The 15,231-nt window shown below is 69.9% G+C and carries 9 protein-coding genes and 3 pseudogenes; 5 read left to right on the top strand and 7 right to left on the bottom strand.

All coding sequences use genetic code 11. The features are described 5' to 3' along the window. Positions 1–469 precede the first annotated feature (469 nt). The 5 genes from ACS5PK_RS01345 to ACS5PK_RS01325 all read left to right on the top strand — a co-directional run bounded on the left by ACS5PK_RS01345 (position 470) and on the right by ACS5PK_RS01325 (position 7,957). On the top strand, positions 470–3,259 hold the full coding sequence (locus ACS5PK_RS01345) for an ATP-binding protein (RefSeq protein ID WP_439438475.1): 2,790 nt from the start codon (positions 470–472) through the stop codon (positions 3,257–3,259). 232 nt (positions 3,260–3,491) lie between these two features. Then, positions 3,492–3,950, top strand: a complete 459-nt coding sequence (locus tag ACS5PK_RS01340; protein WP_439438474.1) for an adenylyltransferase/cytidyltransferase family protein — start codon at positions 3,492–3,494, stop codon at positions 3,948–3,950. Next, positions 3,947–4,876 (top strand): bifunctional heptose 7-phosphate kinase/heptose 1-phosphate adenyltransferase, encoded by a 930-nt coding sequence (locus ACS5PK_RS01335; RefSeq protein WP_439438473.1) that lies wholly within the window; start codon positions 3,947–3,949, stop codon positions 4,874–4,876. The genes ACS5PK_RS01340 and ACS5PK_RS01335 overlap by 4 nt, the downstream gene beginning before the upstream one ends. Then, positions 4,873–5,514, top strand: coding sequence for a D-sedoheptulose-7-phosphate isomerase (locus tag ACS5PK_RS01330; protein ID WP_439438472.1), 642 nt, complete (start codon positions 4,873–4,875; stop codon positions 5,512–5,514). The genes ACS5PK_RS01335 and ACS5PK_RS01330 overlap by 4 nt, the downstream gene beginning before the upstream one ends. Before the next feature lie 28 nt (positions 5,515–5,542). After that, the gene (locus tag ACS5PK_RS01325) at positions 5,543–7,957 is read left to right on the top strand and encodes a hypothetical protein (RefSeq protein WP_439438471.1); all 2,415 of its coding nucleotides are present in this window, start codon (positions 5,543–5,545) and stop codon (positions 7,955–7,957) included. Here the strand turns inward: ACS5PK_RS01325 and ACS5PK_RS01320 are convergent. From ACS5PK_RS01320 to ACS5PK_RS01290, 7 genes and pseudogenes are all read right to left on the bottom strand, one after another. Further along, positions 7,891–8,923: pseudogene (locus ACS5PK_RS01320) on the bottom strand (UDP-glucuronic acid decarboxylase family protein). The gene ACS5PK_RS01325 and the pseudogene ACS5PK_RS01320 overlap by 67 nt on opposite strands. A 14-nt stretch (positions 8,924–8,937) precedes the next feature. After that, positions 8,938–9,889, bottom strand: a pseudogene (locus tag ACS5PK_RS01315) (glycosyltransferase). A gap of 124 nt (positions 9,890–10,013) precedes the next feature. Beyond that, positions 10,014–10,718, bottom strand: a pseudogene (locus tag ACS5PK_RS01310) (glycosyltransferase family 9 protein); the annotation flags it as partial. Between the two features lie 266 nt (positions 10,719–10,984). Then, complete coding sequence (locus tag ACS5PK_RS01305) at positions 10,985–11,989, bottom strand: glycosyltransferase family 2 protein (RefSeq protein WP_439438690.1); 1,005 nt, start codon at positions 11,987–11,989, stop codon at positions 10,985–10,987. Continuing rightward, positions 11,989–13,110 (bottom strand): glycosyltransferase family 9 protein, encoded by a 1,122-nt coding sequence (locus tag ACS5PK_RS01300; RefSeq protein ID WP_439438470.1) that lies wholly within the window; start codon positions 13,108–13,110, stop codon positions 11,989–11,991. The genes ACS5PK_RS01305 and ACS5PK_RS01300 overlap by 1 nt, the downstream gene beginning before the upstream one ends. Then, positions 13,107–13,766: a hypothetical protein gene (locus tag ACS5PK_RS01295; protein WP_439438469.1), complete on the bottom strand. Its 660-nt coding sequence runs from the start codon at positions 13,764–13,766 to the stop codon at positions 13,107–13,109. Before ACS5PK_RS01295 ends, ACS5PK_RS01300 begins: the two co-directional genes overlap by 4 nt. After that, positions 13,763–15,127, bottom strand: a complete 1,365-nt coding sequence (locus ACS5PK_RS01290; protein WP_439438468.1) for a glycosyltransferase — start codon at positions 15,125–15,127, stop codon at positions 13,763–13,765. The genes ACS5PK_RS01295 and ACS5PK_RS01290 overlap by 4 nt, the downstream gene beginning before the upstream one ends. Between the last annotated feature and the right edge of the window lie 104 nt (positions 15,128–15,231).

The following is a 15,231-nucleotide window of genomic DNA, read 5'->3' as shown; positions in this document are numbered from 1 at the left end:
CGCACGAGTCGCTGCATGGATTGGCTCGGTCTGCTCACCATCGGTCTTGTGAGCGTGTGCTGCGTCCAGCGCACGCACCGTCGACGCCGGACTATCCTGCCCTGAGCGCTCTCTGCCGCGGCCAGAGCCGCTGAAGCCGTCTGATCAGCGTGCTCAAGGCCCGCCCCCACCTTCAGATGCACGATTCCCACTGCCCACTGCCCACTTCGCTGCGCGGCCGTGAGCTGGAGCCTGCCGCGCGGATGGCAGCTCGGCCAGGCGATATTCCGCGGAGATCGTCAGCAAGCCTGACGACGCGCGCATCGGCGGTCGAGGCAAGGCCAGGCAGCATGGGGTGCTGAGGCGTTGAATGCGTACACACAGATTCTTCGATGTGCTTCAATAACGCGCCAGGCGCAGGTCCACCGGCGAATCTGCAGGCGGCACCAGGCCTGGACAGCCGATCGAGTACCCATAGGGGCAGATACCCATGCCAACAGCAGGGAGCCCGAGGCGCTGGCAGGCGCACGCCATCGCGCTGGTGATGGCCCTACTTGCCGCCCTCTGCCAGCAGGCCTTCGTCCAGCAGTCCATCTCCTCTCCATCAGCCATCTGGGCTCTCCTGCCCTTGGCCATGCTCTTTTGCGTCCAGTACGGCACGCTGCCGAGCTTCACCTTCCTCTTCAGCGGTCTGGCGCTGTCCTGGCTGGCCACGCCTGCCGGCCCCGAACTGCTGGCCGTTGCTGTGCTGGGCTTGGCGCTGGTGCTGCTGGTGTCGCGCCAGCTGCGGCGCTTGCGGCAATCCCTGCTCAGGGCAGAGACCGCCGAGCATCGGCAGCGCCAGATCGTGGACAAGGCCGGCCTGGGCCTTTTCGAGCTGGATCTGCAGCAGCGCAGCGTCGTGACATCACCGCGCTTCGCGGAGATCCTGCAGCTGCCCTGGTCGCCGACGCCCCAGGGGCTGGACAGCTGGCTGGGCCTGCTGCCCGCGGCCTCCATGGGTCGGCTGGGGGCGTTGTTGGAGAGCCTGGCCAGCGGCCCGCAACGATTCTTCCAGCACGAGATCGGGCTCACGGATGCCGATGGCCTGCCTTACTGGATCCTGCTGTGTGGCCAGGTGAGCATCGATGTCGAGACCCGGCATGCCCGCATCCAGGGCGCAGGCATCGACATCAGTGCCCGCAAGCGCGCCGAGGTCGACCTGCAGGATGCCAAGGCAGCACTGGACGAGCAGCTGCATGACCTGCGCCGCCTGCACGAACTCAGCAGCCAGCTGCTGGCGCCCGGCACCCTGGAAGAGCAGCTGCAGCAGGTGCTGGCCACGGCACTGGAGATCCATCGCAGCGGCAGCGGCCTCATCAGCGTGCTGGACGAGGGCCAGCCTCGCACCGCAGCCCAGATCGGCTTTTGCGACATCCCCGCTGCGGAACTGGACCGCCTCGTCGGCGCGGGCGGCATCTGCAGCATGGCCATGAAGGATCGCACCCGCGTCATGGTGCAGGACATGCAGCACGACCCTCGCTGTCAGTCCATCCAGGACCTGATGGCCGGCCGGCAGCTCCAGGCCGCCCATGCCTTGCCTCTGGTTAACGACCGCGGCGAGCTGATGGGCGCCATGAGCGTCTTTCTGCAGGAGAGCCGGCTGCCCAGCGCCCGCGAGCGTGCCGCCATGGACATGTGCGCCAACAAGGCCGTGCTCTTCATGGAACGCTCGCGCAGCCGTGCCGCACTACAGGCTTCGGAGCTGCGCTTCGAGGCCGTGCTGGATGCCTCGGCCGTCCCCTTCGGCGTGCTGAGCCCGGTGCGTGGCACAGGCGGGCAGTTGGCGGACTTCCGCCTGGACTACCTCAACACGGCAGCCACCCGCGTGCTGCAGGGCAGCCGCGACCAGCTGCTGGGCCAGCCGGTGCAGGCCATCCTGCCTGACGTCTGGCAGCGCAGGCCGGATCTGTTCGCGCATTGCAAGCATGCCCTGCTGCGCCAGGAGACCTGCCAGTTCGACTTCGCGATACCGGCCCCTCCGGGCAGCCGCGATGCGGAGCTTTCCTTTCATTGCATCGCCTCCCCCATCGGGCCCTCCCTGGCTGTCTGGGCGGCCAACGTCAGCGACCGCATGCGCCACGAGCGCCAGCTGCGCGACGCGGACCGTCGCAAGGACGAGTTCATCGCCACCCTGGCCCACGAACTGCGCAACCTGCTCGCGCCCATCCGCCAGGCGGCCCATCTGTCCAGCGCCACGGAAGCCACCGAGGACCAGAAGCGCTGGGGCAATGAGCTGATCGACCGGCAAGTGCGTCACATGGCCCTGCTGCTGGACGACCTGCTGGACATCTCGCGCATCTCTCGCGGAGCCCTGCTCCTGCGCCTGGATCGCGCAGAGCTGAGCAGCATCGTCAACAACGCCGTCGAGGCGGTGCGCCCCCTCGTCGACGCCAAGCGGCACCACCTGGTGGTGGAGCTGCCACGGCAGCCCTTGCGCTTTGATGCCGACGCGCTGCGCCTCTCCCAGGTGGTCGCCAACCTGCTCGGCAATGCAGCCAAGTACACCGAGCCCGGAGGCGAGATCCGGTTGCGCGCGCAAGCGGGCAAGGGCGAGCTGTGCATCGAGGTCAGTGACAACGGCATGGGCATGCCGCCAGAGTCGCTGGGCGATGTCTTCCACATGTACACCCGGCTGAGCAGCGGCGACGAGGGCAAGCCCGGCGGCGGCCTGGGCATAGGCCTGGCGCTGGCGCGTGGCCTCGTCGCCCTGCATGGAGGCAGCATCAGCGCCGACAGCGCGGGTCCGGGCCTCGGCAGCTGCTTCACGGTGCGCATCCCGCTGCTGCACGTGAGCCAGCCGGCCCCACGTGAGCCGGCCGCCGCCCCGACCTCGCCCCTGCCCACCCTGCCCGTGCATGTGTTGATTGCCGACGACAACCAGGAGGCCGCGCAGAGCCTCTCCGCCCTTCTGCAGATGCATGGCCATCGCGTCAGCTGCGCCTATGACGGCGAGCAGGCCGTAGCTGCCTTTCGCGCGGATCCAGCCGACGTCTGCCTGCTGGACATCGGCATGCCGCTGCAGGACGGCAAGGAGGTGGCGCGCGCCATCCGCGCCCTGCCCGCCGGAGAGCGGCCAGTCTTGATCGCCATCACTGGCTGGGGGCAGGAGGCCGACCGCCGCGAGGCCATCGCCGCCGGCTTCGACCACCACCTGACCAAGCCGGTCGATCCGGCGCATGTGCTGCGCCTGATCTCGTCCGTGCCGTTGCAGCAAGGCGCAGAGACCTCCATGTCTTGAGGCCGGTGAGCCCAGGGCAGCCGGCGCGCTGCCGCAGAAATCCTTGCCGCAAGTCCGCGGGGCAGGCTGACCTGCATGGCCGCGCGGCGGTCTACAGGGCGATGCTGCGGCCCTCCTGTGGCGGGCACGCCTTGTGCCCGGGCCCATCATTCGTCCAACTCGGAGACCTTGCATCGTGCAGCACGTCTGGGACAGCTCGAGCAAATGCCTGGCGCCGGCCGCCTTGATAGCCATGGCCCACTGCCTGCCGCGACCGCTGGTATTCACCAACGGTGTCTTCGATCTCCTGCATGTCGGGCATGTGGGCTGCCTGGAACGCGCCCGCCGGCATGGTGCCGGGCTGCTGGTGGCGCTCAATACCGACTCATCGACGCGCCGGCTGGGCAAGCCGGGCCAGCGGCCCGTGCTGCCGCTGGCGCAGCGAGTGCGGCTGATGGCGGCCCTGGGCTGTGTGGACTGGGTCAGCTGGTTCGACGAGACCGGGCCTGCAGCACTGCTGGAGGCCTTGCGGCCCGAGGTCTACGTCAAGGGCGGAGACTACCGGCGAGACCGCCTGCCCGAAGCCCGGCAGGTGGCGCGCTGGGGAGGGCGGGTCGAGATCGAGTCCTATGCAGCGGGCCATTCCACCACCGCCCTGCTGCGGCGCATCCGTGGCGGCGAAGCCGCGCGCCCGCCGGAGAGTGCCCGATGAGCCGGCCCGAGGTGCTGGTTGTGGGCGATTGCATGCGGGACGTCTATCTCGAAGGCGCCGTGCAGCGCATCTCGCCCGAGGCACCGGTACCCGTGCTGCGCATGCAGCGGCGTTCACCGCGTGCGGGGGGTGTCTCCAACGTCGCCCTGAACCTGGCCAGCCTGGGCTGCCCCTGCAGCCTGGCCGGCTCCGTGGGCGAGGATGCCGCAGGCCTGTGTCTGGAGCGGCTGCTGGACCATCCCAACATCGAGAGACACTGGGTGCGCAGCCATCTGTTCCCAGCGACGCAGAAGATACGCATGGTGAGCCAGCGCCAGCAGCTGCTGCGCATGGACATCGAGCAGCCCTTGCCAGCCGAGGTGGCGGAGGCACTGATGTCCCTGGTGAGCCCCCTGCTGCCTCAGTACCGCTACCTGCTGCTGTCGGACTACGGCAAGGGCACGCTCAGTGAAAGCGCGCAGTTGCTGGCGGACGCGCGTCAGGCCGGCTGCCGCACCCTGGTCGACCCCAAGAACCCCGAGCTCGAGGCCTACCGCGGGGCCTGGCTGCTCAAGCCCAATCTGGCCGAACTGCAGGCGGCGCTTGGAGACTGGGCCGATGAGGAGGAGCTTCTCCGCAAGCTGCAAAGCCTCATGGCCCGGCTGGAGCTGGAGCACCTGCTGGTCACGCGCGGTGCCGAGGGCATGACGCTGTATTCCCGTGGCTGGCACAGCCTGCATGTGCCCGCCGAGGCGCGCGAGGTCTACGACGTCAGCGGCGCTGGTGACACCGCCCTGGCCGCCCTCACCTGCTTCCTGGTGCGAGGCAGGACGCTGGAACAGGCCGTGCGCGCGGCCCACCGCGCCGCAGGCATTGTGGTCGGCAAGTTCGGCACCGCCCGCCTGAGCCTCGCGGAGATGGGACTGTTCGAGGAAGGCTGGACATGAATGACGCGCCCTGCCTGCCCGGCCAAGGGCAACTGGACAACCTGGGCGAGCTTTTCACCCGCCTGCTGCAGGCCCACCAGGACCTCTTCCTGAACCTGCACAGGCAGCAGGTTCTGGTGAGCCAGGTCGGCCAACAGCTCAGTGCCGTGCTGAGATCAGGCCACAAGCTGCTGTTCTTCGGCAACGGCGGCTCGGCCGCTGACTGCCAACACCTTGCAGCCGAGCTCAGCGGCCGCTTTCAGCGCGAGCGACGGCCACTGGCGGCACTGGCCCTGACCACCGACAGCTCGGTGCTGACCTGCGTGGCCAACGACTATGGCTACGACGAAGTCTTCGCCCGACAGGTCGCCGCCATGGGCTGCCCAGGAGACTGCGCCATCGGCATCTCGACCTCCGGCAAGTCGCGCAGTGTGCTGCGCGCGCTGGCAGTGGCGCGGGCCGGCGGCCTGCTCACCGTCGGGCTGAGCGGACGGGACGGTGGCTACATGCCCAGCTTCTGCGACCAGTGCATCACCGTGCCACACGAGGACACGGGTCGCATTCAGGAGGCCCACATCTTCATCGGCCACGCCCTATGCGCCCAGATCGAGCACTGCCTGGGCCTCGCTGGCCCCGGGCACGCCTGCGCGACGGGCTGAGCCTGGCCATCATGCAGAAAGACCCGTCTTGAACCCCTGCCCAGGTAGCCCACTGCTGCGTTCGTTCTGGATGGGTGGCTATGAAGGCGCCGACCACGTCAATGCGGACGGCCAGGCCCTGGACATGGTGCGGGCCACAGGCCATCTGGCCCGTATCGACGAGGACTACCGCCGCGCCGCCCGCCTGGGCCTGCTCACGCTGCGCGAGAGCATAGGCTGGCGCCTCAGCGAACGTAGCCGGGGTGTACTGGACCTCAGCCGCGCCGTGCATATCGCTCAGGCGGCTAGGCGGGCCGGCATCCAGCCCTTGTGGACCTTGATGCACTACGGTCTGCCGCCGGACCTCTCCCTGTTCGACGACGCCCTGGTCGAACGTTTTGCACGCTTCGCGGGTGCGGTGGCGCGCACTCTGCGCCCCTTGTGCCCAGGTCCGCGTTTCTACACACCCATCAACGAGATCAGCTTTCTGGCCTGGGCCGCCAGCACGGACGGACTGCTTTGGCGCCCAGGGGGGGCGGCAAACCATGACCCCGAGGGGCAGGGCGAAGCCAGCAGCGAGCGCAGCGGATACCTGATCAAGCGTCGGCTGGTGCGCGCCGCCCTCGCCGGCATGACGGCCATCCGAGCGGAGGACCCGCAGGCGCGCTTTCTGCATGTCGAGCCCCTGGTGCATGTGGCAGCCCCCATCGATCAGGCTGAGCTGGCGCCGCTGGCACAGCAGATCCGTGACTATCAGTGGCAGGCCCTGGACCTGCTGAGCGGCCGCCTGGAACCCGAGCTGGGCGGTCACCCCGAGGCCCTGGACTGGCTGGGCTTCAATCACTATCACAACAGCCAGTGGGAGGCACAGACCGAGCGCCGCCTGCCCTGGCATCTGCGGGACCCGCGCTGCCAGCCACTCTCCTCGCTGCTGCAACAGGCCTGGCAGCGCTACGGCCGCCCCCTGCTCATCGCAGAGACCGGCCATGTGGGCATGGGGCGTGCGGCCTGGCTGCATGAGATGGCCGGCGAGGCCCTGCAGGCCCGAGCCCTGGGCTTGCCGCTGCAGGGCATCTGCCTCTATCCCCTGCTGGACCGCCCGGACTGGCAGGAGCCGGGGCGATGGCATCGCTGCGGGATGTGGCAGCTCAATGGCGACCAGGCCCTGCCACCGGGCCGCACACCGGATTCGCGCATGCCCGTGCAGGCCTATGCCCGCGCCCTGCAGCTCTGGCGGCCCCTGCCCTTGCCACCGACCTCCTGCCGTCGGCGCCTGCTGGTGCTGCTGCCTGTGCGCTGGGAGTCCTTGGATGTCAGCCTGCAGCATCTCCTGCGCCGACTCTCCGGCGAAGCCTCGGGCAGCGGACCGTCCCTGCGGCCCGGCGAGTGCTTCTCTGTGCTGCTGGTCGAGCCCTCCCGCCGGCACGAAGGGCCGCCACGGCTGCACCGTCACCGGCTTGGCCCCGCGGTGGAACTGGTCGTGCGTCACGGCCCGGAGGCTGACGAGGGCTGGGCCAGCGTCTGGCAAGACCTGACCCTGCTGCTGGCGACACTGGAGCCCGCACCGCAGGGCGGCACACTGACCTGGCTGATGCGCTGGCCTCTGGACCGGCCCCTGGAGCCTGCGACCCTGCCGGGCGATGCCCTGGCGCTTCAGCCAGATGAGCAGGCCTTGACACCAGGATGCCCAGGCCTGCCGATGCGTCCGGATCTGCTGCTTTGCGAAGCCCCTCAGCAGGCGGCGCGATGGGCCGAGACGCACACGCGCGTGCTGCGCCTGCCCCTGGGCCTGCCGGCGCCCTGCCTGCGCCCCCCGCCAGCCGCCAGCTACGAGGACCGAGAGGTGAGCGCCCTGCTCGGCCCGTCGCAGGCACCGCGGCTGCTGGTGTTTGCCCGACCCCATCAGCCGCCGGACCCGCCCTGGCTGGAGGCACTCGCGCAACTGCGCCCGCACTGGCAGTTCTTCATGATGGGCAGCCATGCGCCACCCCAAGGCCGCTGGCCTGAGAACTGCCGAGGACTGGGCGAACTGGCGCCGGAGTTGCTGCCCGCGCTGCTGCAGGCCTGCGACGCAGGCCTGGTGCTGGCGCCCACAGGCGAGGCCACGGCCCACCTGTGGCCCGAGCTGCTGTGCCTGGGCGCTGGTGCCCGACTGCCCGTGGTGAGCACACCGCTGGCCGAGCTGGTCCACTTGCCGGCGCAAGCGGGCTTGCGCATCGCGCGGGACGCCGCCTCCATGGCAAGCGAGGTGGACACACTGCTGAGGCAGCCCCGGACCCGCAGTGGGCGCGGGACCATGGCGCGCGAGGCTCGCCGCCAGCGGCAGCTGGAGCAGGATCTGATCCAGGCCTTCATCGAACTGCTGGCCGCCCGCCGGGCGGCACATCGGCCCGCAGCTCAGCAAGCCTCCGGCCCCGCCGACGCACGGGCCGCCCCGGTTGCAAGCCCGGCATGTGATCGCTGAGCCGGCGGCCACAGGACCAGGTGCTGGCGGAAATAGTCAACGGTGCGCTGCAAGCCTTCGTCGAGACCGACCTCTGGCCGCCATCCCAGCCATTGCCGGGCGAGGCTGATGTCGGGTCGGCGCCGGCGCGGGTCATCCTGCGGCAGCGGGTGGTGCACCAGCGACGCGCTGCTGCCCGTCAGCGTCAGCACCCGCTGGGCCAGATCAACCATGCGGCACTCGCAGGGATTGCCCAGGTTCACCGGCCCCCGCCAGCCGGACGCCATGAGGGCACAAAGGCCGCGCACGGTGTCGTCCACGTAGCAGAAGCTGCGCGTTTGCTGGCCGTCGCCATAGATGGTGATGGGCTCGCCGCGCAGCGCCTGCACGATGAAGTTGCAGACCACCCGACCGTCACCGGGCCGCAGGCGCGGGCCGTAGGTGTTGAACAGGCGGGCGATGCTGACGTCGGTGCCGTACTGCTGGGCATAGGCCATGAGCATGGCCTCGGCGCAGCGCTTGCCTTCGTCGTAGCAGGCACGCGGACCGATGGGGTTGACATGGCCCCAGTGATGCTCCTGCTGCGGGTGCTCCAGCGCATCGCCATAGACCTCGCTGGTGGAGGCCTGCAGCAAGCGCGCGCCGCAGCGGCGCGCAAGCTCCAGCAGATGCCAGACGCCCAGCACACTGGACAGTACCGTCTGCACCGGTACGCGCTGGTAATGCGCCGGGCTGGCCGGACAAGCGAGGTTGAAGATGCGGCTCACGCCCTCGGCCTCGAGGTGGCGGGGGATTGCAGACGTCGTGCCGCAGGAAGCGAAAGCGTGGCGCGTCCAGCAGCGGCGCCAGGTGCTGCATGTCGCCGCTGATGAGGTTGTCCAGGGCGAACACTTCGCAGCCTTCTTGCAGCAGGCGCTCACACAGATGACTGCCCACAAAGCCGGCCGCTCCGCAGACCAGCACGCGTTCGCCCCTGCGCAAAGGCATCGGTGGCACGGCGCTCATTCGCACACCGCCTTGAACACCTGCATCCAGTCCGCAACGAAGCGTTCGATGCCGAAGCGCTCGCGCGCCAGCTTCCGGCCAGCGCTGCCCCAGCGTTCTGCCAGGGAGCGATCCGCCAGCAGGGCCTGCATCGCCTCGACCAGACGCTCGGGACGGGTGTCGATGAAGCCGCTCTCGCCACTGCGGATGACGGTGGCCAGCTCCGTCGTCGCCAGCCCCACCACCGGCATGCCCATCAGCAGGGCCTCCACCAGGGCCAGGCCCAGGCTGGTGTAGCGGACGGGATGGAAGAAGAAGCGATGCGCCGCCATCAGACGCGGCAGCTGCAGCTGGCTGATCTCGCCCAGGCCCCCAGGCAGCGCCTCGCTGCCCCTGCCGGCCAGGCTCAGCGGCAGGCGCTGCTGCAGCTGGACATAGAGGTCCGCACCCAGGCGGCGGCCGCGCCGCGCGAGGTGATTGACCACCACGAGGCCGCGCTCCCAGGCGCCGTGCCAGAGCTGATCGTCCAGGGGCTTGACGCCATGCTCGACCACCTGCACGGGGCAGCGCCCGGGATCCCACATCAGCGCGTTGAAAGGCGTGACATGCACCAGCAGGGTATGCGGATCGTCCGCCCAATGCACGGTGTCGGTGGGATGCCGCTGCGGTGGGTCATGTTCCAGCACGATGCGCGGCAATGCCTGCTGGGCCGTGCTCAGCCAGCGCGGACGGGCTTCGTCCCAGGACTGCCGGGATTGGTACAGCACCGCATCGAAGCGCATGCCCGGCAGCGCCTCCACCGGCGCGTTGTGCACATTGTCGCCCCAGGGGAGGAGTCCACAGCGGCCGGTGCACTGCGGGCTGCCGACGGCATCCTTCAGCAGGAAGAAGTCATGCGGGACCTGGGACAGGTTGTAGAGGTAGTTGCACGTGCACGTGCCAGGTGAGGATGCGCAGACGACGCCTCAGGTTCGGTTCCTTCAGCAATGGGCAGCGGGCTGCAGGCCAGTGGCGGCAGCTCGAGCAGGTGCTGCAGGGCCGCAAGCACCTCGTAGACGGTCAGCGCATGCGCACAGCCATGGCCAGTGGGGCAGTCCTGGTGTGCGCAGGGGCGGCAGGGAGCCGGCTTGCTGAGCACGCGGTGCAGGCGCGCGTCCGGCGGCGCCCAGCGCAGCACGTCACCGCCGCTGGATACGATGAGGCTGGGCACGCGCAGCGCTGCGGCGATGTGTGAAACGCCGGTGTCGTTGGCGATGAGGCAGCTCGCCGAGGCGACCAGGGCACCGAGGGTCCAGAGCTTGGTCAGCCCCACCAGATTGAGGCAGGGCGCGTTCATCATCGAAGCCAGTTGCAGGCCCAGGGGCAGCTCCTGGATCGAGCCACTCAGCACAATGCGGTAGCCGGCGTCATGCAGCGCATCCGCCACGGCGGCGAAACGCTGGGCGGGCCAACGCCGCGAAGCAAGCTGGGCGCCGGCATGCAGGCACACGTAGGGCACGCCGTCCGCCAGCGCCGGGCACAGCTGAAGCAGCGCCGCCCTGTCCGTCGGGCGCAGCGGGAATTCCAGGCGCTCGTCGATCACGGGCAACTCCAGATGTCGGCACAGCGACAGCAGCCGCAGGCTCTCGTGCCCCTGCTCGGGCCAGCTGCAAAAGCGCTCCTCCTGCCCGGGCGGGATCCAGCCTCCGGGCGAATGGAAGCCGGCACACAGGCGGGCCCCCACCAGACTGATCAGGCCATTGCTGGCCTCGCCGCTGCCATGCAGCTGAACGGCCAGGTCAAAGTGCTGGCGCTGCATGGCGGCCAGGAAGGCCGGCACCTGCTCCGGCTGCAGGGGCTGCTCGCCCAGACCCGGCCAGCCGGGGAAGCCTATCCATCGATCCAGCGCCTCGATGCGAGGCACGTAGGCCTGTGCCCAGGGCTGCCCCAGCAGGGCAATGTCCGCCTCGGGAAAGCCGGTGCGCAGCGCCCGCAGGGCCGGCCCTGCACAGATGAGATCACCCAGGCCCAGCGCGCGCAGCACCAGGATGCGATGCACGGGCCCCGGCAGCTTCAAGGATTGATTCATAGGAAGAAGACCCGGAAATGCAGAGCGCCCCGCAAGCGCCAGTAGACGGACAGGAAGGGAATCAGCGCCGAGGTCAGCAGCACCTCGCAAACATGGGCCGGATGACGCGCCGTGGGCCGCAGCCGTCGCCAGGCCAGGGCCAACACCAGCGCCAGTGCGGCCGCACCGCACAGCAGGGCCTGCGCCGGCCATCCGCCCAGGAACAGGACCAGGACCAGCAGGCTCAGCAGCACGATCAGGTAGTAGTCCCAGGGCGGCCTGCGGCGCAAGCGCACGCGATACAGCCGTGGGTGCTTGCGGTACAGCAGCGCATCAAAGAACACATTGCGCTGCTGGCGCAGGGCCACGCCCCATCGCTCGGGCCGCACCGGGTGCCAGACCAGAGCCGCATCGCAGCGCCCCACCGGGCCCAGGGCTTCCAGGCGGAACTGAAGGTCGGTGTCCTCTCTCCAGGGCCGCTGGAAACGCTCATCGAAGCCCCCCACCAGGATCAGCGCCGCCCGCCACACAAAGGCGTTGGCAGTGACGAACTCCGCGTGCTCCAGGCCCTGCGTCATCAGTTCGTGGTCGGTCGGGCGCCGCCCGGGCTCGTAAAGGGCGGGTACTCTCACCTGCCCCGCCAGAGCCAGCCAGGGGGCGCGCATGCCCTGCAGGCCCTGGCGCAACCATTGCGGATCGGCCACGGTGTCGTCGTCGGTGAAGGCCACCAGCGGCGCGCGTGCGGCGCGCCATCCGCAGTTGCGGGCCGCGGCAGGCCCACGACCCTGCTCAGGCCGCAGGTAACGCAACGCTGGCGCCCCCGGCAGGACGGCCAGCTGCTGGACGAGCAGCTGCGCGGCCTCCTCCTGCCCATCGTCCACCACCAGGACCTCGTAGCACGCCGACGGCAGGTCCTGGCGCATCAGCGCGTGCAGACAGCGCCCCAGCAAGGCCACGCGCCGGTAGGTCGGCAGGACCACCGACACCAGCAGCGGCAGCTGGCGCATTTCGGGCACCCCCATCATGGCGCAGCCTCGACGAGCAGCTCGCGGGCGGCCTGCACCACCTCCTCCGGCAGCACCCCGGCAAGGCAGCGCTGGTGCCCCTCAGGACAAGTGCTTTGCAGGCAGTCGCGGCAAGGCACCTCGCGGTTGAGCACCCGCGCCGACACCTGCCCGGGCGTGTGCTGGGGGTTGGTCAGGGCATAGAGCGTGACAACGGGCGTGCCCAGGGCGGCAGCCAGGTGCATGGGGCCGCTGTTGTTGGCCACCAGCACGCGGGCACCGGCGATCAGGGCCCCCAGCTCGCCCAGGCTTGGGGGGCCGTCCAGCAGCACGGGGGGCCGGGGCATGGCAGCGCCAAGCTGCTGCAGCAAGCCGCCCTCGCCGGGACCGGCGCAGGCCACCACGGCGGGCCCGCCACCGGCCTCATCAGCGCGCAAGCGCGCAGCCGCGGCAGCAAAGGCCCGTGGGGGATACCGGCGCGACGGTGCGCTGGCCCCCGGGTGCAGCAGCACATAGGGCCGCCCCGTCGGCAGCCCCGCGTCGGCGAGCCGGCCCGCCATGCGCACCGCATCCGCCGCCAGCACCTCGAAGCGCAAGCGCACCTGCGACGTATGCAGCCCCACGCTGGCCACAAGATCGAGCTGGCGCTGCACCTCGTGGCGCATGGCCGGCCCCAGGACATCGGACTCCGGCCTGCGGTCGCTCAGCAGTCCATAGACCTGCTCGCGAGCATGGGCCAGGCACAGGGGAATGCCCGCCAGACGGCACAGGAGGGCTGCCGGCAGGGCGCTCTGGGTGCAGGCGCTGAAGATGATGGCGGCGTCGAAGCGCTCGCGGCGCAGCACCTGCAGCATGGCCTGATCCGCCTCGTCCTGGACGGTGCCTCGCGCGGCCTGCGCATCGGCGCCGGACTTCACCCAGGGTGCGTCGTAGGCCAGCACCCGGTCCAGCCAGGGCAGATGCGGAGCGAGGGCCGCACCGGCTGGCGAGGTGAGCAGGGTCAGCGAGGCCAGCGGCAGGCTCTCACGCACGGCAGCCATCGCGGGCGTGCTCATGAGCACGTCACCCAGGCCATCCAGGCGCAGGAGCAGCACACGGCGTGCTTGGGCCCAGGCGAGGTGCGCGTCCGCTGCGCTCATGCGCCCACCGCACCTGTGTCGCCTTCGCCGACGCGCCGCATCCGCGACGGCAGGGACTGCCCCTCTGCCAGATGACCGTCGCAGCGCAGGACGTAGACCACCGCATCCATCAGCTTCATGGGTACATGCCCGCGCAGCAGCGGCCAGCGGCGCCGCGCCTGCCGGCCGGGCTCCAGTAGGCGAACGCTGCGACAGCCGACACGCCGGCTGGCCGTTCCGAGCGCCTCGTCCCAGCTGAGAAACCAGGCCCGGCGCAGATCCAGGCCATGCGCGGCGGCGGCCTCGCGCAGCACGGCCGGCAATGCGTCGGCATCGGCAATGGCCAGGATGCCGACAGGATGGACATCGGCCTCCAGAGCCAGGCGCTGCAGCAGGCTGCGATTGAAGCCGACCGAGCGGCTGTCCGGCCCGTCCGGTCCACCGGGCATGGCATTGAGCAACACGCCATAGCCGTGCGCCTCCAAGGCGTGGAGCGCCGCCAAGGCGCTGGCTCGCCACTGCACCCGCTCAGGCTCGGCGGCCAGGGCCAGGTTCGGGTCCACCAGCACCGCCTCCGGCATGAAGACGGTCGCCTGCACGGACGCAGGACAGCTTCGGCGCGAGCGCTTGCCGAGCGGGTCGATGCGCTGTTCGAAGGCGGAGGCTGCGTCGTTCACGCCTTGTACCCCCAGGCAGCGACAGGCGCAAAGCCGCCCACGGGGCCCACGGTGCCCACCTCGGGTTTCAGCAACTCCAGGCCCAGAGGACGCCCTTCCTCGGGCTGGCGGCGCTCCACCATCACCCGCCGGTACACGGCCTCCAGCCGCGCCGCCACTTGATCCCAGGTGAACATGCGCCGCACGCGGCCCAGCCCGGCCCGGCCCATGGCGCTGGCCTGCTGCGGATGAGAACGCAGCCAAGCCAGATGCTCCGCCAAGGTGACAGGGTCCTTGGGCGGGACCAGATAGCCGGTGACCCCGTCAACCACGGTGTGCTGAATGCCACCCACAGCGCTACCGATCACCGGCGTCGCGCAGGCCATGCTCTCCAGCGGTGTGATGCCGAAAGGCTCGTACCAAGGCGTGCTCACAAAAACATCCGCCGCCTGGTAGTAGCGCGCCAGTTGCGCTCGGTTGCGTCGGCCGACGAAATGCACACGTTGCTCGACGCCCAGCTCACGCGCCAGGCGGCGCAGGCGGCCGATCTCCGGCGTCAGTCTGTCGTCGGGCAAGCCAGACTCTCCACCCACGACGAGCAGCCGGGCCTGCCGGTGCAGCGCCTGCGCAGGCAGCAGGGCCAGGGCACGGATGACGTTGTCCACGCCCTTGCGCGGCACCAGGCACCCCAGCTGCAGCACGATGAAGTCCTCCGCAGCCAGGCCCAGTTGCTCGCGGGCAGCGTGCATGTCATCGGGCCTGAATTCCTGCAGGTCCACGCCGCAGGGCACCTCGGTGATGCGGCGCGCCGGCACCTCGCAGTGCTCCAGCAGATCCAGTTTGTCCTGAGGGCATTCGGCAATGACGCGGTCCGCCGCATGCGCCACCCGGCGCTCCATGGCCAGGCGCTCGGCGGGAAAGCCATCGGTTGCGGCCTGATGCAGCCGACGCACCGCCCCCAGGGCGTGGAAGGTAACGACCAGCGGCAGGTCCAGGCGTCGCTGCAGCCCCAGGCCCACCAGACCGGACATGAAGAAGTTGGCGTGCACCACGTCACACGGCACCAGGCCGCGCAGGAGTTCCAGGGCCTGGGCCTGGGCCTCGAAGGCCGGCATCCAGGGCAGCAGTTGCTCCTTGGGAACGAAGCACGGCGGGCCCGCGTCCAGATGAAAGACCTGCACCCCGGGGCCCATGGACTGCATGCGAGGCAGCTCCACGCTGTCCCGGCGGGTCAGCACTGCCACGTCATGACCACGACGTGCCAGCGCGCCCGCCACATGGGCAACGTAGACGTTCTGCCCGCCTGAGTCGACGCCGCCAGCCAGGGCCAGGGGCGAAGCGTGTTCGCTGATCAGGACGATGCGTAGGGACCGAGCTGCCATGGCGTCTCCGAGAGGTGGGATGGCCAGCCGAGGCAATCGGAATGCCCGACAGCCTTCGGGAACGCAGGGCCGCGACCAGCCTGCGGCGCCAGCATTTCCAGGCC

Origin of the sequence: Roseateles sp. DB2 (genome assembly GCF_051857535.1) — a bacterium.
Lineage (GTDB): Bacteria > Pseudomonadota > Gammaproteobacteria > Burkholderiales > Burkholderiaceae_C > Roseateles_B.
The sequence above is the reverse complement of the archived record's forward strand: the minus strand, read 5'-3'. Positions and strand labels throughout refer to the sequence as shown.

Coding starts and splice junctions, on each gene's coding strand:
- ACS5PK_RS01345 (WP_439438475.1), top strand. CDS start 470: ATGCCAACAGCAGGGAGCCCGAGGCGCTGGCAGGCGCACGCCATCGCG.
- ACS5PK_RS01340 (WP_439438474.1), top strand. CDS start 3,492: ATGGCCCACTGCCTGCCGCGACCGCTGGTATTCACCAACGGTGTCTTC.
- ACS5PK_RS01335 (WP_439438473.1), top strand. CDS start 3,947: ATGAGCCGGCCCGAGGTGCTGGTTGTGGGCGATTGCATGCGGGACGTC.
- ACS5PK_RS01330 (WP_439438472.1), top strand. CDS start 4,873: ATGAATGACGCGCCCTGCCTGCCCGGCCAAGGGCAACTGGACAACCTG.
- ACS5PK_RS01305 (WP_439438690.1), bottom strand. CDS start 11,989: ATGGGGGTGCCCGAAATGCGCCAGCTGCCGCTGCTGGTGTCGGTGGTC.
- ACS5PK_RS01300 (WP_439438470.1), bottom strand. CDS start 13,110: ATGAGCGCAGCGGACGCGCACCTCGCCTGGGCCCAAGCACGCCGTGTG.
- ACS5PK_RS01290 (WP_439438468.1), bottom strand. CDS start 15,127: ATGGCAGCTCGGTCCCTACGCATCGTCCTGATCAGCGAACACGCTTCG.